Source organism: Pseudomonas antarctica (assembly GCF_001647715.1).
Classification (GTDB): Bacteria; Pseudomonadota; Gammaproteobacteria; order Pseudomonadales; family Pseudomonadaceae; genus Aquipseudomonas; species Aquipseudomonas antarctica_A.
This window is the reverse complement of sequence record NZ_CP015600.1, coordinates 6,038,546-6,061,155: the sequence shown is the minus strand read 5'-3', so window position 1 is coordinate 6,061,155 and position 22,610 is coordinate 6,038,546. Positions and strand designations below refer to the sequence as shown.

The window sequence follows — 22,610 nt, the reverse complement described above, 5'->3', positions numbered from 1 at the left end:
CCGTCATGCCGCTTGCCCAACTGATCAGCCCCCAGCAATTGGCCGAGCGCCAACAGCGCGGCGGGCTGGTGATACTGGATTGCCGCTTTGCCCTGGAAGACCCGGACTACGGGCTTTGCAGCTACGCCGAAGGGCATATCGAAGGCGCGCAATATGCCGATCTCGAACGCCATCTCAGCGGGCCGGTGACCAAAGGCGTGACCGGTCGTCATCCGTTACCGGCTGCAGATACGTTGGTTGTGCAACTGCGAGCCTGGGGCATCAACGCCGACACCGACATCGTGCTGTATGACGACGGCCCCGGCGCCTATGCCGCCCGCGCCTGGTGGCTGCTGGCCTGGCTGGGCAAGCGTGATGGCGTGTTTATTCTGGACGGTGGCCTCAAGGCCTGGCATGCGGCAGGTTTCCCGCTGAGCCTGGATGCGCCGGTGGTTGAGCCGGGAACATTCGCCGGTACGCCGGATAATCACCTGCTGTTGGACGCGGAGCATCTGCAAAAGCGCCTGGGCGAACCGGGCATGACCTTGATCGACGCCCGCGCCCAAGCGCGTTTTCGTGGCGACGTGGAGCCGATCGACCCGATCGCCGGGCACATTCCCGGCGCGCAATGTGTGGCATTCAACGAAAACCTGGGCAGTGATGGCCGTTTCCTGCCGGCTGAGCAGCTCAAGCAGCGCTTCGCCGCGCAGTTGCAAGGGCGTTCGCCGGATGAGCTGGTGGCGTATTGCGGTTCGGGTGTGACGGCGTGCCACAACCTGTTCGCCCTGAGTTTGGCGGGTTATCCGCTGGGCAAGTTGTATGCAGGGTCGTGGAGTGAGTGGATTACTGATCCGGCGCGGAAGATTGCGACTGGCGACTAAATATCCAGTTTGAAAGCCCGATTAAGTGTGGGAGCTGGCTCGCCTGCGATTGCGGTGTGTCAGTCAGTAATCGGCCAGCTGACACGGCCTTATCGCAGGCAAGCCAGCTCCCACATTATTTACCGTGTTTCTCCAGCAACCATTGGGGAATGCGGCGCTCCAGGTAGTAGCTGGGGCGCTTCAGCGAACCGTCGACAAACCCCACATGCCCACCCTTGGCCAGCAACTCGAACTCGGTGCAATCCGACAGTTCGCTGGCTTCAGGCAAGCTGTGTGCGAACACGAAGGGGTCGTCGGCAGCCTGGATGATCAGGGTCGGGGTACGGATTTCGCCCAAGTAGTAACGGCTCGACGCGCGGCGGTAATAGTCCTCTGCACTGAGGAACCCGTGCAGCGGCGCAGTCACCCGGCCATCGAAGTCCCAGAACGTGCGCATCTTCTCCAGGGAGCCAAGCGCTTCCAGGGTTTTCAGCCCGTCAGCCCGGCCATCCTGTAGAAACCGGCTCTGCTTGAGGCGGATATACGCCAGCATCTCGCGCATGAAATGCTTCTGATAAACCCGCGAAAAGCCCAACCCGATGCGATCTGCACATTGATCCAGCCGAAACGGCACCGACACCGCCGCCGCGCCTTGCAGCCCGGAAGCTTCGCCGGTTTCTCCCAGGTGCTTGAGCAGCACATTGCCCCCCAGCGAATAACCCACCGCGTACAGCGGAGCCAACGGCCGCTTGGTGCGCAGATGGGCAATCGCGGCCGCCAGGTCTTCGCTGGCGCCCGAGTGATAGCTGCGCGCCAAGAGGTTGGGTTCACCCGAGCACCCACGCCAGTTCAAGGCTGCGCTGGCCCAGCCTTGGGTGGCGAGGGCTTTTTGCAGGCCAGCCACGTAGGGCGAATTGGACGAGCCCGTCAGCCCATGCAACACCAGCACTAATGGCGCTTGCGCGTCATGGGGGCCATGCCAGTCGAGGTCGAGAAAGTCGCCGTCGTCCAGCCATAGGCGCTCGCGCTGGCGTTCGATATGGGTGGCAGGGCGCCACAATGGGCCCCAAAGCGTTTGCAGGTGTGGGTTGCCGAGGCCGAAGGCGGGTTTGAACAGGTCGACGGAAGGGGTCATGGATATCTCTGTAGCGAGCGAGCTTGTTGTGGCGAGCGTGGCAAGCCCGCTCGCCATAAATCAGGCGGCGCTTTCCACCAAGCGGTGCCACAACGCGTAATACACCCGACCGGATTTCTGTTCCCGGTGCAGGCGCCAGGCGCCCGGCAGGCCGAGGGTAGACGGTGCAGTCTCGCTCTCAGTGTAGACCCACGCGTCCGGTGCCAGCCATTGGCGCTCTTCCAGCAACGCACACACGGTCGGCAGCAGGTTCTGGTTGAACGGCGGGTCGAGGAACACCACGTCGTACTCGGTGGCCGGCTGGGTTTCCAGGTAGCGCAGCGCGTCGGCGGTCTGAACCTGGCCGGTGGTGCAGCGCAGGGTGCCCAGGTGTTCCTTGAGGCTGGAGACAGCCACATTGCTGGCATCCAGCGCCTGGCCCTGGGCCGCGCCACGGGACAGTGCTTCGAGGAACAGCGCGCCGCTGCCGGCAAACGGGTCCAGTACCTTGGCCCCGCCGATGTACGGCGCGAGCCAGTTGAACAGGGTTTCACGTACGCGATCCGGCGTTGGGCGCAGGCCGACGACGTCGGGGAAGCTCAGCTTGCGGCTGCCCCATTCGCCACCAATGATGCGCAGTTGGCCCACACCGTTATGGACGTTGTGGACGGGTTTTTTTGGGCGAGATGAACTGGCCATTAATGCTCCGGAACCCCGAGCGGCTGCTCGGCAGGTTTATCAGTGGGGGGCGGTAGTGGCTTTTGCGCAATCGTCGGGCCGGCGGTCACGATGACCATCTTGTCGGCGCTCAAGTGTTTATTCATGGCAGCCTTGACCTGTTCTACGGTCAGGGCCTGTGATTGTTTCATGAAATCTTCCAGATAGCTCAGCGGCAGGTTGTAGAAACCCATGGCGCCCAGCTGCCCGACGATATCGGCGTTGCTCGCGGTGGACAGCGGGAAGCTGCCGGCCAGCTCGCGCTTGGCGTCATCCAGTTCTTTCTGCGTCGGGCCGGTCTTGAGGTAGTCGGCCAGCACGTCTTCAACCAGGCGCAAGGTGCCGCCGCTCATTTCGGCGCGGGTCTGCAGGTTGATCATGAACGGGCCGCGCACCTGCATCGGCGAGAAGCCGGAGTACACGCCGTAGGTCAGGCCGCGCTTTTCGCGCACTTCGCTCATCAGACGAGTGCCGAAGCCTCCGCCGCCGAGGATCTGGTTGCCCAGGGACAAGGCGGCGTAATCCGGGTCGGCGCGGTCGATGCCCAGTTGTGCGAACAACAGGTGCGTCTGCTTGGACGGGAACTCGATATGGCTCAGACCAGCCTTCGGCTCGGTTGGCTGGGCGATCTTCGCCAGGGCCGGGCCTTTAGGCAGTGATGCGGAGACCTTTGCGGTCATGGCTTCGGCCTCGGCGCGGGTCAAGTCGCCGACCACGGCAATGACCGCGTTGCCCGCCGCGTAAGCCTTGGCGTGGAACGCCTGTAACTGCGCGAGGGTAATTTTCGGGATGCTATCGGGCGTGCCTTCGCTCGGGTGCGCGTAAGGGTGGTCGCCGTACACGCGCTTGAACAGTTCAAGGCTGGCCAGCTTGGCAGGGTTTTGCTTCTGGTACTCAAAACCGGCGAGGATCTGGTTCTTGATCCGGGCCAGGGAATCGGCCGGGAAGGTCGGCTTGCCGATCACGTCGTCAAACAGTGCCAGGGCCGCATCGCGCTTGTCGCTGTCGCTCAGGCTGCGCAGGGACACCAGCGCCATGTCGCGATAGGCGCCATTGCCGAAGTCGGCGCCCAGGCCTTCAAAACCGCTGGCAATCTGGCTGACATCCTTGCCCGGCACGCCTTCGTTAAGCATGGCGTTGGTCAGCAGCGCCACACCGGGACTGTTGCCATCCTGGCTGCTGCCGGCGGCGAACAGGATGCGCATGTCGAACATCGGCAGTTCATGCGCTTCGACGAACAGCACCTTGGCGCCCTCGGCGGTGGTCCAGGTTTGCACGTCAAGCTTGCGATTAGTCGGCGCCTTGCCGTCCAGCTCTGCGAGGGATTGCAGTTTGTTGGCCGATTGAGCCTTGTCCAATGCCTGGCTGGCTACGGACTCGCTCGGGCGCAGGAAGTACACGGCACTGGCTGCAATCAGTGTGACGACGACCAGGCCAGGAAAGATCAGCCGGCTGCTTTTGCGATCACTCATGAGCGGTCTCCTCAGGCAAAACATGGGCGACGCTCAAACGCTCGCGGGTGAAATAGGTACGTGCGGCCTTCTGGATATCTTCCGGCGTCACGCTTTGCAGGTCGGCCAGTTCGGTGTCCATGAGCTTCCAGGACAGGCCGACGGTTTCCAGGGAGCCGATGGCCGTGGCCTGGCTGGTAATGGAATCACGTTGGTAAACCACGCCGGCAATCACCTGAGCGCGGATACGCTCCAGCTCTTCAGCGGTCGGCGGTTTGGCTTTCAATTCGTCCAGCAGGCGCCACAGGCCGGCTTCGGCTTGGGCAATGGTCTTTTTCTTCTGCTGGTTCGGAGTGGCCGTCAGGGTGAACAGGCTGTCGCCACGGGTGTAGGCGTCGTAGCTGGTGGAAGCGGCGGACACCAACTCTTCACCGCGCTCCAGTTGCTCCGAGATGCGCGCGCTGTAGCCGCCATCCAACAGGGCCGAGAGCAGGCGCAGGGCTTGTACCGAGCGTTTGTCTTCGGCGGTGGCCAGGCCCGGTACGTTGAAACCGAGGATTACGCTCGGCAACTGGGTCTGCACGTGCATGGTCAGCAAGCGCTCGCCGGGTTCGGCGAGCTCCAGCGGGATCTTGGTGGGTGGCACATCACGTTTGGGGATCGGGCCGAAGTAGCGCTGGGCCAGGTTTTTCACCTCGTCCGGGGTCACGTCGCCGACCACCACCAGCGTGGCGTTGTTCGGCACGTACCAGGACTGGTACCAGTGGCGCAGCTCTTCGACTTTCATGCGTTCAAGGTCGGCCATCCAGCCGATGGTCGGCGTGTGATAGCCGCTGGCCGGGTAGGCCATGGCCTTGAAGCGCTCGTAGGCCTTGGACATTGGGTTGTCGTCGGTGCGCAGGCGGCGCTCTTCCTTGATGACCTCGATCTCGCGGCTGAACTCATCGGCCGGCAGGCGCAGGCTGGCCATGCGGTCGGCTTCCAGTTCGAAGGCGACGCCCAGGCGATCACGGGCCAGTACCTGGTAGTAGGCGGTGTAGTCGTCGCTGGTGAAGGCGTTTTCTTCGGCGCCCAGGTCGCGCAGGATCAACGAGGCTTCGCCTGGCCCGACCTTGGCACTGCCCTTGAACATCATGTGTTCCAGGGCGTGGGACAAACCGGTCTGGCCCGGTGTTTCATAGCTCGAACCCACCTTGTACCAGACCTGGGAAACCACCACCGGTGCACGATGATCTTCGCGCACGACCACTTTAAGGCCGTTATCCAGGGTGAATTCATGGGTGGGTTGTGGGTCGGCAGCCAAGGCTGAAAGGGGCAGACAAACTGTGCCGAGCAGCAGGCCAGCGGCGCGGCGGGCTAGAGCATTCATTCGTTTTTAAACCTGTTGGGTTGCCCGCTTGGTCTTAGCGTCGGCGGGCGAGGAGGTGCTAGGATACTGATCCGATTTGGACACGGCCACTGCGGCGGTCATCTTGTCCCGGATCCAGTCGTAGGAATGTTGGAATAGATGGTGGGTTTCCCCGACGATCTTCCACTTTTCGCCGATTTTATCGCTTCAGTCCTTTATTGAAACGATTTGTTGAGGCCTTTATTTACGCCTTACAAAATGTTGCGCATGAACAAGCGAGCGTTAAAGCAGTCTGTTCTGCATCGAATTTATTTACCGAGGCGCCCTGGCGCATCGCTACTTTGAGATAGCCGTCCTCCATGTTTGGTTCCAACGACGACAAGAAGAGCCCAGCTGCGGCTGGCGAGAAAAAAGGCCTGTTCGGATGGCTGCGCAAAAAGCCGCAGGAAACCGTCGTCGAACAGTCGCAGGTTCAACCTGAGCCTATCCCAGAGCCTGTACTGGAAGCCGAACCGGTCGCTGAAACCCCGGCGCCGATCGTGTTGCCGATGGCTGAGCCGGTATTGCAGCCAGTGGAACAGGTTGAGCCAGAGCCAGAGCACAAACCGTGGCTGGAACTGCCGGTGGCCGAAGAGCCCGTGGCCTTGGTCGAAGATGTGCAGGCTGAGCACGTGACGCCGCCGATTCCTGTCGTGGTTGAGCCGGTAGCGGTTGTGGTCGAAGCGCCGCCAGCCATCGAAGCGTCTGCGCCGGTAGTTGTAGAGCCAACACCGACCCCCGTGGTTGTTGCCGCGCCTGCCGTTATCGAGCCGCCGGTCGCACCAGAGCCGGTCGTCGTTCCCGCCGAAACCAGCAAGACCGGCTTCTTCGCCCGTCTCAAGCAAGGCCTGAGCAAGACCAGCGCCAGCATCGGCGAAGGTATGGCCAGCCTGTTCCTGGGCAAGAAGGTCATTGATGATGAACTGCTGGAAGACATCGAAACTCGCCTGCTGACTGCCGACGTGGGCGTCGAAGCCACTGCGGTGATCATCCAGAGCCTGACCCAGAAGGTCGCGCGCAAGCAGTTGACCGACGCCGATGCGCTTTACAAATCCCTGCAGGCCGAGCTGGCTGCGATGCTCAAACCCGTCGAAGCCCCGCTGGTGATCACGCCGAACAAACCGTTCGTGATCCTGGTGGTCGGCGTCAACGGCGCCGGCAAAACCACCACCATCGGCAAGCTGGCCAAGAAACTGCAGTTGGAAGGCAAGAAAGTCATGCTTGCCGCCGGTGACACTTTCCGTGCCGCCGCCGTGGAGCAGCTGCAAGTCTGGGGTGAGCGCAACAAGATTCCGGTGATCGCCCAGCACACCGGCGCCGACTCCGCCTCGGTGATCTTCGATGCCGTGCAAGCCGCCAAGGCCCGTAACATCGATGTGTTGATCGCCGATACCGCCGGTCGCCTGCACACCAAAGACAACTTGATGGAAGAGCTGAAGAAAGTGCGCCGCGTCATCAGCAAGCTCGACGCCGAAGCACCGCACGAAGTGTTGCTGGTGCTCGACGCCGGCACCGGCCAGAACGCCATCAGCCAGGCCAAACAATTCAACCAGACGGTGCAACTGACCGGCCTGGCATTGACTAAGCTCGACGGCACGGCCAAGGGCGGCGTGATCTTCGCCCTGGCCAAACAGTTCGGGTTGCCGATTCGTTATATCGGCGTCGGTGAAGGCATCGACGACCTGCGCACCTTTGAAGCCGAACCCTTTGTACAGGCACTTTTCGCCGAGCGGGAGCGTTCATGATTCGATTCGAACAGGTCGGTAAACGCTACGCCAACGGGCATGTGGGCTTGCATGAGCTGAGCTTTCGAGTGCGTCGCGGCGAGTTTTTGTTTGTGACCGGCCACTCGGGTGCCGGCAAAAGTACATTGTTGCGTCTGTTGCTGGCGATGGAGCGTCCTACCACCGGCAAGTTGCTGCTGGCGGGTCAGGACCTGGCCACCATCAGCAATGCGCAGATTCCTTTCCTGCGCCGTCAGATTGGCGTCGTGTTCCAGAACCATCAGTTGCTGTTTGATCGTACGGTGTTCAATAACATTGCCTTGCCGTTGCAGATCCTCGGGCTGTCCAAGGCTGAGATCGTCAAACGTGTGGATTCGGCGCTGGAGCGCGTGGCGCTGTCGGACAAAACCGACCTGTACCCGGGCGACCTGTCCACCGGCCAGCAACAACGCGTCGGTATCGCCCGCGCCATTGTTCACCGCCCGGCCTTGCTGCTGGCGGACGAACCCACCGGTAACCTCGACCCGCGTCTGGCGGCCGAGATCATGGGCGTGTTCGAAGACATCAACCGATTGGGCACCAGCGTGCTGATCGCCAGTCACGACCTGGCCCTGATCGCCCGTATGCGCCATCGCATGCTGACCCTGCAACGTGGCCGCCTGATCGGTGACGGGGAGGCCGGCGTATGAGTGCGACACGCAGTCCTAAAGTTTCCGAGCGCGTGGCGCCCAAAGCCGCCGACCCGCAACCGCAGAAGAAAAAACGCGACGATGACGATGGCCCGGATTTCGGTACGCTGCTGCGCGCCTGGATCGAAAGCCATCGCGCCAGCCTGCTCGACAGCCTGCGCCGCCTGGGCAAACAGCCGATTGGCAGCTTTTTCACCTGCCTGGTGATGGCTGTGGCCCTGAGCCTGCCGATGGGGTTGTCGCTGCTGCTTAATAATGTCGAGCGCCTGGGTGGGTCCTGGCAGCGCGCGGCGCAGATTTCTCTGTACTTGAACCTCGACGCCAGCACCAAAGACGGCGAGAGTTTGCGTGATGACATCAAGAACCTGCCGGGTGTCGCAGATGCCGAGTACATCAGCCGCGACCAGGCCCTTGAGGAGTTCCAGCAGCAGTCCGGCCTGGGCGAGGCGCTCAAGGAGCTGCCGCAGAACCCGCTGCCGGGCGTGGTGCTGGTAACGCCGAATGAAGTCGACAAGCCGGCCCTTGAAGCCCTGCGACAAAAACTCGCAGAGATGCCCAAGGTGCAACAGGCTCAACTTGATCTAGTCTGGGTAGAGCGCCTGGCCGCGATCCTCAAGCTGGGCGACCGCTTTGTGTTTGGCCTGACGGTGCTGTTGGTGTCTGCATTACTTTTGGTGATAGGTAATACCATTCGTCTTCATATTGAAAACCGTCGCACCGAGATAGAAGTGATTAAACTGGTCGGCGGCACGGACAGCTATGTGCGTCGTCCATTTCTGTACATGGGCGCGCTTTATGGCTTTGGTGCGGGGATTTTGTCCTGGGGTGTGCTGGCGTTTGGCCTTGATTGGCTGAACGACGCGGTAGTCGGGCTTGCCGGTTTGTACGGCAGCGATTTCGCCTTGGCTGGCGTGCCGGTCGCCGATGGGCTGTCACTCTTGCTTGGCGCGGTATTGTTGGGGTATATCGGTGCCTGGATTGCGGTCGCTCGTCATTTACGTGAGCTGGCGCCGAAGTAGTTAATGTCAGATTAATGTGGTTTCGTTTGTATTGACCGTATTGGTGGTTTAGGGAACTTGTCCTACGGTTCCCGGTCAATTTTCGCAGTGCTGAACTGCACGAGTTATGTGAGTCGGAGGTTTTTTCGTATGACCACTTCTTTGCAACCTGCTTATGCTTTGGTCCCGGGTGCGAACCTGGAGGCCTATGTGCACACGGTCAACAGCATTCCATTGCTGACACCGGAGCAGGAGCGTGAACTGGCCGAGAGTCTCTACTATGAGCAGGATTTGGGGGCGGCTCGGCAGATGGTGCTCGCCCACCTGCGTTTTGTCGTACATATCGCCCGTAGCTATAGCGGCTACGGCCTGGCCCAGGCTGACCTGATCCAGGAAGGCAACGTCGGCCTGATGAAGGCTGTAAAGCGCTTCAACCCTGAGATGGGTGTGCGCCTGGTGTCGTTTGCTGTGCACTGGATCAAGGCGGAAATCCACGAGTTCATCCTGCGCAACTGGCGCATCGTGAAAGTCGCGACCACCAAAGCCCAGCGCAAACTGTTCTTCAACCTGCGCAGCCAGAAGAAACGCCTGGCGTGGCTGAACAACGAAGAAGTCCACCGCGTGGCCGAGAGCCTCGGTGTGGAGCCGCGTGAAGTGCGCGAGATGGAAAGCCGCCTGACCGGCCATGACATGGCCTTCGACCCCGCCGCTGAAGCGGATGACGACAGCGCTTTCCAATCGCCGGCCAACTACCTGGAAGACCACCGGTACGACCCGGCGCGTCAACTGGAAGACGCCGACTGGAGCGACAACTCCAACCACAACCTGCACGAAGCGCTGGAAGTGTTGGACGACCGCAGCCGTGACATCCTCTACCAGCGTTGGCTGGCAGAAGAAAAAGCCACGCTGCACGACCTGGCACAGAAGTACAACGTGTCGGCCGAGCGAATTCGTCAGCTTGAGAAAAGCGCGATGAACAAGCTGAAGTTGTCGATCGCCGCCTAAAACGTAGCGATAAGTCAAAAAAATGCCCCGATCGAAAGATTGGGGCATTTTTGTTTGGGCTCGAAAATCTGATATCCAGTGCGGTTCTCTGTGGGAGCTGGCTTGCCTGCGATGAGGCCCTTTCACCAGCACCTCTGCAAGCTGCCACACCGCTATCGCAGGCAAGCCAGCTCCCACGGGGGTTGTGTTGTGTCAGTCGGACCACGGGGCCTTTCGGGAATTATTCAGCTCCACCAGGTAACCATCCCCACCCAACTGGCTCATCTGCTGGCGAATCCACGCCGCGCGCCGCGCCACATAGGCCGTCGGATGGCTGGCGCTCCAAACCCGTGGGTTGGGCAGCACTGCCGCCAGGTAGCTGGCCTGCTGTCGGGAAAGCGCCTTGGCGCTCACACCAAAATGGTGCCGCGCCGCAGCCTCTGCGCCAAACACGCCTTCATCCCATTCCACGCTGTTGAGGTACACCTCAAGAATCCGCTGCTTGGGCCATAACACCTCGATCAATCCGGTAAACCAGGCCTCCAGGCCTTTGCGCAAATAACTGCGGCCGGTCCACAGAAACAGGTTTTTCGACACTTGCTGGCTCAAGGTGCTGGCGCCGCGAATCGAACCGCCGCGCTCGTTGTGCACCAGTGCCGCCTGAATCGCGCCAAAGTCAAAACCCCAATGCTGGGGAAAACGCTGATCTTCGCCGGCCATCACCGCCACCTTCAGGTCATCGGAGATCTCATCCCACGACACCCACGTGCGTTGCAGGTCAATCGGCTCGCCGTCGACCCAGGATTCGACCTTGCGCTCCACCATCAGCGCCGTGAACGGCGGCGGGACGACACGCAACAGCAGCACCAGCAGCACACTGCCGATGGCAAACCATTTCACGACTTTGAGAAAGCGTTTGAAGAGGAGACGCAGCATAGAGATGGCTTGGCCGAACCCGTTGAGGGGGCCATTATACAGACACCGCCCTTTGAGTCTGACTGGAGTTCCTCATGCTGCGTAGCTTTCTGATGCTGGCTGCCTTTTTCGGCTTCACCGGCGTCGCCCTCGGTGCCTTTGCTGCCCACGGCCTGAAAAACCGCCTGAGCGCCGAATACCTGGCGATCTTCCAAACTGGCGTGACCTACCAGCTGGTGCATGCCCTCGCGTTGTTCGGCGTCGCGCTGCTGGCGGCGCATATTCCTGGCCGACTGGTCAGCTGGGCGGGTATTTCCTTTACCGTCGGTATCCTGCTGTTCTCCGGCAGCTTGTATGCGCTGACCCTGACTGGTATCAGCAAGCTGGGGATCATCACGCCATTTGGCGGGCTGGCATTCCTGCTGGGCTGGTTCTTTCTGGGGCTGACGGCGTGGCGCTTGCAGCTTTGACCGCTTGACGCTTGCAGCTGACCTTAAGGTCCCAATCGCGCTAGAATGCTGGCCCCTAAAAACGATGGCGGCCCGTGGCATGCGCATTCAGTTGAACGGCGAATCCTTTGAACTGCCCGACGGTGAAACCGTTGCGGCCCTGCTGACCCGCCTGGACTTGACCGGGCGTCGCGTTGCAGTGGAGCTCAACCTGGATATCGTCCCGCGTAGCCTGCACGCCGAGACCGCGCTCACCGAAGGTGACCAAGTCGAAGTGGTTCACGCCATCGGCGGCGGTTAGCCGTTCGGCGCTCAACGGCGCCACCCCGAATTCTGCAGAACCTCACCCCATTTCGAGGATTTCCCATGAGCATCGTTCGTAGCGACAAGCCCTTCGTCCTGGCCGGTCGTACCTACCAGTCCCGTCTGCTGGTCGGCACTGGCAAGTACCGCGACATGGAAGAAACCCGCCTGGCCATCGAAGCCTCGGGTGCAGAGATCGTCACCTTTGCCGTGCGCCGCACTAACCTGGGCCAGATCGAAGGCGAACCGAACCTGCTCCAGGTGCTGTCGCCGGAACGCTACACCTTCTTGCCGAACACAGCAGGTTGCTACGACGCTATCGAAGCCGTGCGTACTTGCCGCCTGGCCCGTGAGCTGCTCGACGGCCACAACCTGGTGAAGCTGGAAGTATTGGCCGACCAGAAGACCCTGTTCCCCAACGTAATCGAAACCCTCAAGGCCGCCGAAACGCTGGTCAAGGAAGGCTTCGACGTCATGGTCTACACCAGTGATGACCCGATTATTGCCCGTCAATTGGCGGAAATCGGCTGCATCGCGGTAATGCCGCTGGCCGGTCTGATCGGTTCCGGGCTGGGCATCTGCAATCCGTACAACCTGCAGATCATCCTCGAAGAAGCCAAAATCCCTGTGCTGGTGGACGCGGGCGTGGGCACTGCCTCCGACGCCACCATCGCCATGGAACTGGGCTGCGACGCGGTCCTGATGAACTCGGCCATCGCCCATGCCCAGCAGCCGATCATGATGGCTGAAGCCATGCAACACGCAATCGTTGCAGGTCGCCTGGCCTATCTCGCCGGGCGCATGCCGAAAAAACTTTACGCCAGCGCCTCCTCGCCGCTGGATGGTCTGATCAAGTAAGAGCCATTGATGACTGAATCAAACGAAACGCCGAACACCGTGGAAGAAGGCGACGAGTCCAAGCACCGCCGCATCAAGAGTTTTGTGATGCGCGCCGGTCGCATGACCGAAGGCCAGCAAAAGGGCCTGGAGCAAGGTACACCGCTGTTCGTATTGCCACTGGCTGACGCGCCGGTGGACTACGACCAGGTGTTCGGCCGTTCGGCCCCGCGCTCCCTGGAAATCGGCTTCGGCATGGGCCACTCCCTGCTGGAAATGGCGGCTGCCGCGCCGGAACAGGACTTCATCGGTGTAGAAGTACACCGCCCGGGCGTCGGTGCGCTGCTTAACGGCGTGCTGACCCAAGGCCTGACCAACTTGCGGGTCTACGACTGCGACGCGATCGAAGTGCTCAACCGCTGCATCGCCGACAACAGCCTCGACCGCCTGATGCTGTTTTTCCCGGACCCGTGGCACAAGTCCCGCCACCACAAGCGCCGCATCGTCCAGGCTTCGTTTGCCGAACTGGTGCGCAGCAAGCTGAAAGTGGGCGGCATCCTGCACATGGCCACCGACTGGGAACCGTATGCGGAATACATGCTGGAAGTGATGGGCGTAGCGCCTGGCTATCGCAACCTGGCCGAAGACGGCAAATGCGTGCCACGCCCGGCCGAGCGCCCGATCACCAAGTTCGAACGCCGCGGCGAGCGGTTGGGGCACGGCGTTTGGGATTTGAAGTTCGAGAAAATCGACTGACAAGTCATTAGTTTGGAATGCAGTCAAAAATGTGGGAGGGGGCTTGCTCCCGATAGCGGTGGATCAGTCCTCTTGATGTCGACTGACACTCAGCTATCGGGAGCAAGCCCCCTCCCACAGGTGTATCTGTGTGTTGGGTTTGGGGTCAGCGGCGGTCTGCCACAACGCCAATCAACACCAGCACCACCACCAACACCGGCGCCAGGCTGTAGTTATTGAACTGGCTCAGCCCGCGCACTATCCACGGTGTGGCGTAGATCAACGCTGCGCCGCTGCCGATCATGCACACCAGCGCCATCAACGGTACGCGCAGCGCGCCGGCAATGCTGCCCAAGCGGCCTTCGATCCAGCCTTTGATATCAGCGCCAAACAGCACCAGCAAGCAGCCGACAAGAGCCAGGGCGATTTCCGACAGGTTGCTACGGCTCCAGCGGGATACGGTGGCGAGCAGGTCGAGTACCAAATCCATTCGATTTCCTTAGAGCGTCAGCTCAAAAACTTCTGCAACAGGTCATTGAGAAAGAGTTGCCCGCGGTCGGTCGCCGCCAGGCGTGACGGTTCGACCTGCATTAAGCCACTTTGTTCTGCCTCACGGCGGCCTTCGTCGAGGCTGGCCAAGCCGAGGCCGGTGCGCTCGGCGTACAGCTTGGATTCAACGCCTTCGGTCAGCCGCAACGCGTTCATCAGAAACTCGAACGGCAGTTCTTCATTGGTCAGTTCTTTCGCGCCGGCCTGGAAGCTTTTTGCCGGGTTGAGATAGTCCTTGGGCGCTCGGGTCTTCCACGTGCGCACGATGCGCCCGTCTGGATGGCTGAGCTTGCCGTGGGCGCCCGCGCCGATGCCGATAAAGTCGCCGAAGCTCCAGTAGTTCAGGTTATGCCGCGCCGGGCGACCCGGTTGGGCATAGGCCGACACCTCATATTGCGCGTAACCGTGTTCGGCCAGCAGCGCCTGGCCAGCTTCCTGAATGTCCCACAGCATGTCGTCTTCCGGCAGCACGGGCGGCTGGTTCCAGAAGACGGTGTTGGGTTCCAGGGTCAGCTGGTACCAGGACAGGTGGGTCGGCTTGAGGGCGATGGCTTGGCGCAAGTCGCTCAGGGCATCGTCCAGGGACTGGTTGGGCAGGCCGTGCATCAGGTCCAGGTTGAAGTTATCAAACCCGGCCTGGCGCGCCATGCCGGCGGCGCGTACGGCTTCATCGCCGTTGTGGATACGGCCCAGGGCTTCGAGCTTTTCCTGCTGAAAGCTCTGGATGCCGATGGACAGGCGATTGATCCCGAGCTTGCGGTACGCCACGAACTTCTCTTGCTCGAAGGTCCCGGGGTTGGCTTCCAGCGTGATTTCGATATCGCCGGCAAAAGGAATGCGGGCTTCCACGCCCTTGAGCAGGCGACCCAGTGCCGCGGCGCTGAACAGGCTAGGCGTACCGCCGCCAAAGAAGATCGAGCTCAGTTCACGGCCGTAAACCGCATGCAGGTCCTGATCAAGGTCGGCCAGCAGCGCGTCCACATACTCTTCTTCCGGCAGCACGTTGCTGGCCGTGTGGGAGTTGAAGTCGCAATAAGGGCATTTGCGCACGCACCACGGAATGTGGATGTACAGCGCCAGGGGCGGCAGGTGGGGCAGGGCCGCCCGAGGTGTTTGCGCGCCGCCGTGGATCAGCGGCTGCGCAGAGGTGTTTTGGGTCATTTCAGGCTCAGGCGTTGGCGCAGCAAATCCATTGCGCGGGCGCGGTGGCTGATCTGGTTCTTGTCGGCCGGGCTCAGTTCGGCGCTGGAGACATTACGCTCCGGCACCCAGAACAGAGGGTCATAGCCAAACCCATGCTCGCCGCTGGCCGCATGCAGGATGCGCCCGTGCCACAGGCCTTCGCACAGGATCGGCAGCGGGTCATCGGCATGCCGCACCAGCGCCAGCACGCAGACGAACTGCGCGCCACGCATCGCGTCCGGCACGTCCTTGAGGGCGTCCAGCAGCTTCGCGTTGTTGGCCGCATCGCCCTTGCCGTCGGCATAACGCGCCGAGTAGATGCCAGGGGCGCCGCCGAGGTAATCCACCGCCAGGCCCGAGTCATCGGCCAAGGCCGGCAGCCCGGAGATACGCGCGGCATTGCGTGCCTTGAGGATCGCGTTCTCGACAAACGACAGGCCGGTTTCTTCCGGCTCGACCTGGCTGAACTCGCCAATCGAGCGCAGTTGCACGGACTCACCGAGCATGGCCTGGAGTTCTTTGAGTTTGCCTGCGTTATGGCTGGCGAGTACGAGTTGGGTAAGGTTCATCATGGGGCCGGGAACAGTTCCTGGTTGAAACTGAAACCGTGAGCCTTGCCGCCGGTTTCAACATTGATGGTGAATATCTTGGTTTCCTGCTGCGGCACCGGGTATTGGGCGATGTAATTGGTGCTGCCGTTCTCGGTGACCTTCTTGAACGTCAGCATCTCGCTTTTGCCGCCGAGGTCTTTGACCGTGCCGGTGACGGTGGCATCGATCGGCGTCACGCCCTTTTGCACGAACACGTTGATCATGCCGACCTTTTTGTCGCGCACCACCTCCAGTTCCTGGGCCTGTTCCGGCTGCAGGAAGGTGGATGTGAAGGTGTTGTAACGCACCGTGATATCACCAAATTCCTTCAGGCGATTGCTGTCGATAGCGTCCGCTGCCATGGCGCTGGTGCCCAGGCAGGCGGTGAGTAGAAAAATAGCCAAACGACTCATGTTCGTCCTCCTTGAAAATGGTTAGACGGCAATTTGATGGTCTGTCAGGCCAGGGCTGCTGACTCGGTAGATACCGATTTCGCCCAACAGATTGGGCCATAGCTTACTCGCCCAGCCGTGGCGGTGTTGTTGATCGACAGCAAGGCGGTTGATCACCTTGGCTTCACGCTCGCCGCACAAGGCTTCGAAGTCTTCGAAGGTGCAGAAGTGGATGTTTGGCGTGTTGTACCACGTGTAGGGCAGGAAGTCCGACACCGGCATGCGGCCCTTGGTGGCCAGGTACCAGCGGCAACGCCAGTGGCCGAAATTGGGGAAAGTGATGATGCACTGGCGACCTACACGCAGCATTTCGTCGAGGATACGGTCTGGGTAGTGCACCGCTTGCAGGGCTTGGGTCATCACTACGATATCGAAGCTGTTGCTGGCAAAGTTGCCCAGGCCCTTGTCCAGGTCCTGCTCGATCACGTTGATGCCCTTGGCCACGCACTGGGCGATGTTGTCCGGGTCGTTTTCCAGGCCATAGCCGGTGACTTGCTTGTTGTCGCGCAGCCAGCTCAGCAGTTCGCCATCGCCGCAGCCAAGGTCGAGCACGCGGCTGCCGGCGGGGATCCAGTCTTGGATGATTTCCAGGTCGGCTCTCATGGCGTTCTCACAGGGCTATTCGGTTCATGTAGTTGCTGAAGGCTTGCAGGTAGCGCGGGATCGGAATCAGGAAGGCATCGTGGCCTTGCGGTGCATCGATCTCCAGGTAGCAGACGTCTTTGCGGGCGGCCATCAAGGCGTCCACCAGCTCTCGGGAGCGGGCCGGCGAGAAGCGCCAGTCGGTGGTGAACGACATCACGCAGAACTTGGCCGTGGCGCCCTCGAAGGTTTTCGCCAGGTCGTCGTCATGGTTCGCGGCCGGGTCGAAATAGTCCAGGGCCTTGGTCATCAGCAGGTAGGTGTTGGCGTCGAAACGCCCCGAGAATTCCTCGCCCTGATAACGCAGGTAGCTTTCCACCTGGAACTCGACGCTGTGGAAGTCGTAGTTGAGCTTCTCGCTCTTGAGCCCACGGCCGAATTTTTCGCCCATGGAGTCATCGGAAAGATAAGTGATGTGCCCGACCATCCGCGCCAGCATCAAGCCGCGCTTGGGAATCACGCCCGCTTCCTGGAACGAACCGCCGTGGAACTCGGGGTCGGTGAGGATGGCCTGGCGCGCCACTTCGTTGAACGCGATGTTCTGCGCCGACAGTTTTGGTGCCGAGGCGATTGCCAGGCAATGGCGCACGCGATCCGGGTAGGAAATGGTCCACTGCAACGCCTGCATGCCGCCCAGGCTGCCGCCGATCACCGCGGCCCATTGTTTGATGCCCAGCAGGTCAGCGAGGCGGGCCTGGCTGTGTACCCAGTCTTCCACGGTCAGTACCGGGAAATCCGCGCCGAATGGCTTGCCGGTTTCCGGGTTGAGGCTGCTCGGGCCGGTGGAACCGTTGCAGCCGCCAAGGTTGTTCAGGCTGACCACAAAGAACGTGTTGGTGTCGATGGGCTTGCCGGGGCCGATGCAACTGTCCCACCAACCGGGCTTGCGCTCGTCAACACTGTGGAAACCGGCGGCGTGATGATGGCCGGACAGGGCGTGGCAGATCAGCACGGCGTTGCTCGCCGTGGCATTCAACTGGCCGTAGGTTTCGTAGATCAGGTCATAGGCCGGCAGCGAACGGCCACAGGCCAGGGCCAGCGGTTCGCTGAAGTGCGCCACTTGGGGCACGACCAGTCCAACAGAATCGGGGGGGAAGGCAGCTGGCATCGACCCTGCTCTCGTTTAAATGAGGCGTAAGTCTAAAGACCGCTGCACCTAGCGGCAAGCAAAGGCCTGCACCCGTACAAAGATACAAATGTGGGAGGGGGCTTGCTCCCGATGACGGCGTGGCAGTCGACATCTGTTTGACTGATCCACCGCTATCGGGAGCAAGCCCCCTCCCACATTTTTTACAGCACTCAGATCAGGCCAAACAGTTCCTTGGGCATGAACGCGTAGTAGGCCAGGCGCGGGATCACCCAGCTTTGCAGCAGCTGGATCGCGATAAACGCGAAGATCGGCGAGATATCCAGGCCGCCCAGGTTGGGTATCAACCGACGGAACGGTGCCAGCACGGGCTCGGTAATCTGGGCAACCAGCTCAGCACCCGGGCTGCGGCTGCCAGGTGCGACCCACGACAGAATCACGCTGATGATCATCGACCAGAAGATGATCTTCAAAAACAGCGAGAAGATGCCGATCAGGCCCCATGGCAACAGCAACACGGTGAAGGCCTGGTAGCCGTTGAGCATCAGGATCACCACAAACAGCAAAATCTGCAGCAGCAGCGCCAGTACCAACGACGACATATCCAGGCCGAACAGGCTCGGGATCACTCGGCGCAGGGGTTTGAGCAACGGTTGCGTAGCCTTCACCACGAACTGGCACAGCGGGTTGTAGAAGTTCGCCCGCACCAGTTGCAGGATAAAACGCATCAGCACGATCAGCAGGTACAGGCTGCCCAAGGTCTGGATGATGAAAATGGCAGCGTCATTGATTCCGAGCATGTGTGTTTCCTATCTAATCCAGTTGCAAGTAGGGGACGACTATTTACCCAGCTGCTCGGCCATTTCAGCCGAACGATGTGCCGCGGCACCCAGTGCTTTTTCCACCAGGGCTTCAAAGCCCCCGGCCTGGAACGATTCGATGGCCGCTTGCGTGGTGCCGCCCGGGGACGTCACACGGCGGCGCAGCTCGGCCGCATCCACCTCACTGGCGACGGCCATCTTCGCGGCGCCCAGCGCGGTTTGCTCGGCCAGTTGCTCAGCGACTTCGTGTGGCAGGCCCAGTTTCACGCCGGCGGCGGTCATGGCTTCGATCAGCAGGAAGAAGTAGGCCGGGCCGCTGCCGGAGACGGCGGTCACCGCATCCAGTTGCTGTTCCTGTTCCAGCCACAGGGCGATGCCCACCGCAGACAGCAGCTCTTGAGCCTGGTCGCGCTGTTGGGCGGTCACTTCGGACGTCGCGTACAGGCCGCTCACGCCCTGGCGCAGCAGCGCCGGGGTGTTGGGCATGCAGCGCACGATTGGCTGGGCACCCAGCCAGTTGTTCATGCTGGCGCAGGTGATGCCAGCGGCAATCGATACCACCAGTTGATGCGGTTGCAGGCTCGGGCGCAGGCTTTCGCACACGGCTTTCATGGCTTGCGGCTTCACCGCCAGCACGATCACGTCAACGCCCTGAATGGCTTCGGCGTTGTCGGCAAAGGTTTCGATCCCGTGCTCGGCGCTGACGCGCTCGCGTGTGTCGGCGCCCGGGTCGCTGGCGCGGATGTGCTGGGCTTGCAGGCCTTTGGCCCGTAAGCCACCGATCAGGCTGGCCGCCATGTTACCGGCGCCGATAAAGGCAATACGCGTGTTGCTCATGACAGGTCCTTATTCAGAGGAAAGTCAGCCATTTGATGGCTGGCCGTAGTCGCGGGCGCCAAACAGCGCGGTACCGATCCGCACCCAGGTGGCGCCTTGGGCGATGGCTGACTCAAGGTCGTGGCTCATGCCCATGGAAAGTGTGTCCAGGCCCAGGTTCAGGCTCGCTTGCAGGTCGCGTACTGTCGCGAAGGCTGCATCCTGCTCGGCACGGTCTTCAGTCGGCTCGGGGATCGCCATCAAACCACGCAGCTTCAGGCGCGGCAGGGCACTGATCGCTGCGGCCAGGGCCGGCAGGTCGGCGGGTGTACAGCCGGACTTGCTGGCTTCGCCACTGACGTTGACCTGGATGCAGATGTTCAGCGGCGGCAGGTCGGCCGGGCGTTGTTCGGACAGGCGTTGCGCGATTTTCAGGCGGTCCACGGAATGCACCCAAGCAAAGTTCTCGGCGATCGCACGAGTCTTGTTCGATTGAATGGGGCCGATGAAGTGCCAACTCAAGGGCAGGTCGGTTAATTCGGCCTGTTTGCCCAGGGCTTCCTGCAGGTAGTTCTCGCCAAAATCGCGCATCCCGGCCGCATAGGCTTCGCGTACCGCTTGTGCGGGTTTGGTCTTGCTCACGGCCAGCAGGTGGATGCTGCTTTCGTCACGTTGCACGGCGTGGGCCGCGGCGCGGATCCGCTCGCTAACCAGGCCAATGTTGTCTGCTATCGTCGACATTCAAGATGCACCCGTGGATATGGAGTCCGCGGCATTCTACTGGAAATGGAAAGCCCTATGGATATCACTGAATTGCTGACGGCCAGCGTGCGTCGTGGCGCCTCTGACCTGCATTTGTCGGCTGGCGTGGCGCCGATGCTGCGTGTGGATGGCGAGGTCTGGCCCCTGGACGGCCCGGCACTGTCCCCCCCGCAAGTGGCGGATTTATTGAGCCCTTTGCTCAACCAATACCAAGAAAAGGATTTCGAAACATCTCTTGAAACGGATTTTGCCTTCGAGCTGCCGGGCGTGGCACGGTTCCGGGCGAATGTGTTCCAGCAGGCGCGCGGCATGGGCGCGGTGTTTCGTACCATTGCGACCGAAGTACAAAGCCTGGAAAGCCTCGGGCTGGGAGAAGTGTTCCAGCGGATCGCCCGGTTTCCGCGCGGCCTGGTGTTGGTGACCGGGCCAACCGGGTCCGGCAAGTCCACGACGCTGGCAGCGATGATCGACCATCTTAATCAACACCGGCGCCAGCACATTCTTACGCTGGAAGACCCCATCGAATTTATCCACAGGCCGAAAATGGCCTTGATCAACCAGCGGCAGGTACAACGCGATACACACAGTTTTTCCACGGCACTGCGCTCGGCGCTACGGGAAGACCCGGATGTCATTCTGGTGGGTGAGTTGCGCGACCTGGAAACCATACGCCTGGCGCTGACAGCGGCTGAGACCGGCCACCTGGTATTTGGCACCGTGCACACCACTTCGGCGGCAAAGACCGTGGACAGGCTGGTGGATGTGTTCCCGGCGGGGGAAAAGGCCATGGTTCGCTCGATGCTGTCGGAGTCGTTGCAGGCCGTGGTGTCCCAAGTGCTGGTCAAGAAGATCGGCGGCGGGCGGGTGGCGGCTCACGAAATCATGCTGGGCACGCCGGCCATCCGTAACCTGATCCGTGAGGACAAGGTGGCGCAAATGGTCTCCGCGATCCAGACCGGTGGGGCGCTGGGCATGAAAACGTTGGATATGAGCTTGAAGGCGTTGGTCAGCGAGGGGCTGGTCAGTCGCGAGGAGGCGCGGGGGCAGGCGAGGGTGCCGGGGGATATCTGAGGTCTTGCGGGCCATGAAAATCAAATGTGGGAGCTGGCTTGCTCGCGAAGGCGCAGTGTCAGTCACCATCTTAGGTGACTGATCTACCGCCTTCGCGAGCAAGCCCGCTCCCACATTGTTTACCGCATTTCAGCCAGAGATCAGCGCTGCACAACCCGCAGGTTGTTCTGCTCTTTAGGCAGAACACGCTTGGCAATCACGTAGTTCTTGTCCCAGAACGGCTTCTTCAGCGTGTCGATGCTCACCGACTTGCCGCGACGCGGTGCGTGGATAAAACGGTCGTTGCCCAGGTAGATGGCAACGTGGTTGACCTGGCGGCTCTTCAGTTTGAAGAACAACAGGTCGCCCGGTTTCAAGTCCTTGCGATCAACCTTCAGCCCGTGGCCGGCGGCCATGGCGTTGGAAGTGCGGGGCAAATCCACCGCTTTAACGTCATTAAAGGCATATTTCACCAAGCCACTGCAGTCGAACCCTTTACTTGGGCTGCTGCCGCCCCAACGATAAGGAGTACCGAGCACGTTAACGGCGCGGCTGAGGACATTACTGCTTTGCTTGGTGTTGCCGGCCAGTTGGGTATGAATGGCTTTACCGTGGGCCTTGCTCACTTGAGTCGGGCGGTTGACGGTCAGCTTTACCGACTTGGCAGTGCTGGGTGTGCTGTGAACTTTAGGGGTAAAACCGTTAACGTTAGGAAGACGTTGCTCACGATTGGTGGCGTGGGCGGCCAGTGGCATTAATAGGCAAATGGTTAGCCATGTCTTGAAAAATGGTCGCATTAGGCGTGGCTCTTTTTGGTTTGCGCGCAACTTTATAACAGCTTTTTGTGTCGTTCTAAGGCCGTTTGTCGACTGAACCCTGGGGTCAAATTCAGGAAAAACGCGACGAATTGCCGCTATTGTCCTACAGAGGTCAGGTGGCATAAGGCTTTGCGGGAGGGAAGATACCATTTGCCGTGCGTCGGGCGCCCGTAAAAAAGTCACAAAGAAAATGAAAAAATTTATCTATCGAGGCAAAAGAGGTACTCCATGAACACCTATCGACAGGATGTGATGCAGCAGGACACCCACAGCAAGGTGATTGGCTACCTGCTCTGGATTTTCGGTTTTACCGGGGCGCATCGCTTCTATTACGGCAAGCCCGTGACCGGGACAATCTGGTTTTTCACCTTCGGCCTGTTCGGTATCGGGTGGCTGATCGACGTGTTCCTGATCCCGGCCATGGACCGTGAAGCGGACCTGCGTTTTACCGCCGGGCCCATCGAATACAACGTGGCCTGGGTACTGTTGGCGTTCCTGGGTGTGTTTGGTCTGCACCGTATGTACCAGGGCAAATGGATCACTGGCCTGATCTACCTGCTGACCGGTGGGTTGTTCCTGATCGGTGTGCTGTATGACTTCTGGACGTTGAATACGCAGATTTCGATCCGCAATGCCGAGCGCAATAGCGGGCGCTGAGTCTCTCAAGGCCTATACAAAACCAAATGTGGGAGGGGGCTT

Annotated in this window: 26 protein-coding genes; 11 read left to right on the top strand and 15 right to left on the bottom strand. The window is 60.8% G+C overall.

The window, feature by feature from the left end; genetic code table 11:
• The first annotated feature begins 5 nt into the window (after positions 1-5).
• Positions 6-860: a sulfurtransferase gene (locus tag A7J50_RS27590; RefSeq protein ID WP_064454565.1), complete on the top strand. Its 855-nt coding sequence runs from the start codon at positions 6-8 to the stop codon at positions 858-860.
• 115 nt (positions 861-975) lie between these two features.
• On the opposite strand, the gene A7J50_RS27585 is transcribed toward A7J50_RS27590, so the two are convergent.
• The 4 genes from A7J50_RS27585 to A7J50_RS27570 are packed head-to-tail and all read right to left on the bottom strand — an operon-like array spanning position 976 to position 5,490.
• Positions 976-1,974, bottom strand: coding sequence for a hydrolase (locus A7J50_RS27585; RefSeq protein WP_064454564.1), 999 nt, complete (start codon positions 1,972-1,974; stop codon positions 976-978).
• A gap of 60 nt (positions 1,975-2,034) precedes the next feature.
• Positions 2,035-2,652 carry a 16S rRNA (guanine(966)-N(2))-methyltransferase RsmD gene (gene rsmD, locus A7J50_RS27580; RefSeq protein ID WP_064454563.1) on the bottom strand — a complete coding sequence of 206 codons (618 nt, stop codon included), beginning with the start codon at positions 2,650-2,652 and terminating at the stop codon, positions 2,035-2,037.
• A complete protein-coding gene (locus A7J50_RS27575; RefSeq protein ID WP_064454562.1) occupies positions 2,652-4,142 on the bottom strand; it encodes a M16 family metallopeptidase in 1,491 nt (496 codons plus the stop codon). Before A7J50_RS27575 ends, rsmD begins: the two co-directional genes overlap by 1 nt.
• Positions 4,135-5,490, bottom strand: a complete 1,356-nt coding sequence (locus A7J50_RS27570; protein WP_064454561.1) for a M16 family metallopeptidase — start codon at positions 5,488-5,490, stop codon at positions 4,135-4,137. The genes A7J50_RS27575 and A7J50_RS27570 overlap by 8 nt, the downstream gene beginning before the upstream one ends.
• A 338-nt stretch (positions 5,491-5,828) precedes the next feature.
• On the opposite strand from A7J50_RS27570, the gene ftsY reads away from it, so the two are divergent.
• From ftsY to rpoH, 4 genes are all read left to right on the top strand, one after another.
• Positions 5,829-7,253 (top strand): signal recognition particle-docking protein FtsY, encoded by a 1,425-nt coding sequence (gene ftsY, locus A7J50_RS27565; protein WP_064454560.1) that lies wholly within the window; start codon positions 5,829-5,831, stop codon positions 7,251-7,253.
• Complete coding sequence (gene ftsE, locus A7J50_RS27560; protein WP_003213784.1) at positions 7,250-7,921, top strand: cell division ATP-binding protein FtsE; 672 nt, start codon at positions 7,250-7,252, stop codon at positions 7,919-7,921. The genes ftsY and ftsE overlap by 4 nt, the downstream gene beginning before the upstream one ends.
• Complete coding sequence (gene ftsX, locus A7J50_RS27555) at positions 7,918-8,940, top strand: permease-like cell division protein FtsX (RefSeq protein WP_064454559.1); 1,023 nt, start codon at positions 7,918-7,920, stop codon at positions 8,938-8,940. The genes ftsE and ftsX overlap by 4 nt, the downstream gene beginning before the upstream one ends.
• Positions 8,941-9,069: 129 nt before the next feature.
• Positions 9,070-9,924, top strand: coding sequence for an RNA polymerase sigma factor RpoH (rpoH, locus tag A7J50_RS27550; RefSeq protein WP_003176698.1), 855 nt, complete (start codon positions 9,070-9,072; stop codon positions 9,922-9,924).
• A 192-nt stretch (positions 9,925-10,116) separates the two neighbouring features.
• Here rpoH and mtgA read toward each other — a convergent pair whose 3' ends face one another.
• Positions 10,117-10,839, bottom strand: a complete 723-nt coding sequence (gene mtgA / locus A7J50_RS27545; RefSeq protein ID WP_064454558.1) for a monofunctional biosynthetic peptidoglycan transglycosylase — start codon at positions 10,837-10,839, stop codon at positions 10,117-10,119.
• 74 nt (positions 10,840-10,913) lie between these two features.
• Between mtgA and A7J50_RS27540 the strand changes: the two genes are divergently transcribed.
• The 4 genes from A7J50_RS27540 to trmB all read left to right on the top strand — a co-directional run bounded on the left by A7J50_RS27540 (position 10,914) and on the right by trmB (position 13,163).
• Positions 10,914-11,288 carry a DUF423 domain-containing protein gene (locus tag A7J50_RS27540; RefSeq protein ID WP_064454557.1) on the top strand — a complete coding sequence of 125 codons (375 nt, stop codon included), beginning with the start codon at positions 10,914-10,916 and terminating at the stop codon, positions 11,286-11,288.
• Between the two features lie 79 nt (positions 11,289-11,367).
• Positions 11,368-11,568 (top strand): sulfur carrier protein ThiS, encoded by a 201-nt coding sequence (gene thiS / locus A7J50_RS27535; RefSeq protein ID WP_015886354.1) that lies wholly within the window; start codon positions 11,368-11,370, stop codon positions 11,566-11,568.
• A gap of 65 nt (positions 11,569-11,633) precedes the next feature.
• Entirely contained in the window at positions 11,634-12,428 is a 795-nt protein-coding gene (locus A7J50_RS27530; RefSeq protein WP_064454556.1) for a thiazole synthase, read from the top strand.
• Positions 12,429-12,437: 9 nt separating this feature from the next.
• Positions 12,438-13,163: a tRNA (guanosine(46)-N7)-methyltransferase TrmB gene (trmB, locus tag A7J50_RS27525; protein WP_064454555.1), complete on the top strand. Its 726-nt coding sequence runs from the start codon at positions 12,438-12,440 to the stop codon at positions 13,161-13,163.
• Positions 13,164-13,308: 145 nt separating this feature from the next.
• On the opposite strand, the gene A7J50_RS27520 is transcribed toward trmB, so the two are convergent.
• The 9 genes from A7J50_RS27520 to A7J50_RS27480 all read right to left on the bottom strand — a co-directional run bounded on the left by A7J50_RS27520 (position 13,309) and on the right by A7J50_RS27480 (position 20,022).
• Positions 13,309-13,632, bottom strand: a complete 324-nt coding sequence (locus A7J50_RS27520) for a DUF3392 domain-containing protein (RefSeq protein ID WP_064454554.1) — start codon at positions 13,630-13,632, stop codon at positions 13,309-13,311.
• 17 nt (positions 13,633-13,649) lie between these two features.
• Positions 13,650-14,852, bottom strand: coding sequence for a radical SAM family heme chaperone HemW (hemW, locus tag A7J50_RS27515; RefSeq protein ID WP_064454553.1), 1,203 nt, complete (start codon positions 14,850-14,852; stop codon positions 13,650-13,652).
• Positions 14,849-15,445 carry an RdgB/HAM1 family non-canonical purine NTP pyrophosphatase gene (gene rdgB / locus A7J50_RS27510; RefSeq protein WP_064454552.1) on the bottom strand — a complete coding sequence of 199 codons (597 nt, stop codon included), beginning with the start codon at positions 15,443-15,445 and terminating at the stop codon, positions 14,849-14,851. The genes hemW and rdgB overlap by 4 nt, the downstream gene beginning before the upstream one ends.
• A complete protein-coding gene (locus A7J50_RS27505) occupies positions 15,442-15,876 on the bottom strand; it encodes a DUF4426 domain-containing protein (protein ID WP_064454551.1) in 435 nt (144 codons plus the stop codon). The genes rdgB and A7J50_RS27505 overlap by 4 nt, the downstream gene beginning before the upstream one ends.
• A gap of 21 nt (positions 15,877-15,897) precedes the next feature.
• On the bottom strand, positions 15,898-16,518 hold the full coding sequence (gene metW / locus A7J50_RS27500) for a methionine biosynthesis protein MetW (RefSeq protein ID WP_003213768.1): 621 nt from the start codon (positions 16,516-16,518) through the stop codon (positions 15,898-15,900).
• A gap of 7 nt (positions 16,519-16,525) precedes the next feature.
• The gene (gene metX, locus A7J50_RS27495) at positions 16,526-17,665 is read right to left on the bottom strand and encodes a homoserine O-succinyltransferase MetX (RefSeq protein WP_064454550.1); all 1,140 of its coding nucleotides are present in this window, start codon (positions 17,663-17,665) and stop codon (positions 16,526-16,528) included.
• A 191-nt stretch (positions 17,666-17,856) separates the two neighbouring features.
• The gene (locus A7J50_RS27490; protein WP_053258481.1) at positions 17,857-18,444 is read right to left on the bottom strand and encodes a YggT family protein; all 588 of its coding nucleotides are present in this window, start codon (positions 18,442-18,444) and stop codon (positions 17,857-17,859) included.
• Positions 18,445-18,483: 39 nt separating this feature from the next.
• Positions 18,484-19,302 carry a pyrroline-5-carboxylate reductase gene (proC, locus tag A7J50_RS27485; RefSeq protein ID WP_064454549.1) on the bottom strand — a complete coding sequence of 273 codons (819 nt, stop codon included), beginning with the start codon at positions 19,300-19,302 and terminating at the stop codon, positions 18,484-18,486.
• A gap of 24 nt (positions 19,303-19,326) precedes the next feature.
• Positions 19,327-20,022, bottom strand: a complete 696-nt coding sequence (locus A7J50_RS27480; protein WP_064454548.1) for a YggS family pyridoxal phosphate-dependent enzyme — start codon at positions 20,020-20,022, stop codon at positions 19,327-19,329.
• Positions 20,023-20,079: 57 nt separating this feature from the next.
• Here A7J50_RS27480 and A7J50_RS27475 point away from each other — a divergent pair, with 57 nt between their 5' ends.
• Positions 20,080-21,114, top strand: a complete 1,035-nt coding sequence (locus tag A7J50_RS27475) for a type IV pilus twitching motility protein PilT (protein WP_064454547.1) — start codon at positions 20,080-20,082, stop codon at positions 21,112-21,114.
• A 140-nt stretch (positions 21,115-21,254) separates the two neighbouring features.
• Here the strand turns inward: A7J50_RS27475 and A7J50_RS27470 are convergent, their stop codons facing one another.
• Positions 21,255-21,890, bottom strand: coding sequence for a C40 family peptidase (locus A7J50_RS27470; protein ID WP_053258477.1), 636 nt, complete (start codon positions 21,888-21,890; stop codon positions 21,255-21,257).
• A gap of 249 nt (positions 21,891-22,139) precedes the next feature.
• Here A7J50_RS27470 and A7J50_RS27465 point away from each other — a divergent pair, with 249 nt between their 5' ends.
• On the top strand, positions 22,140-22,568 hold the full coding sequence (locus tag A7J50_RS27465; RefSeq protein WP_064454546.1) for an NINE protein: 429 nt from the start codon (positions 22,140-22,142) through the stop codon (positions 22,566-22,568).
• Positions 22,569-22,610 lie beyond the last annotated feature (42 nt).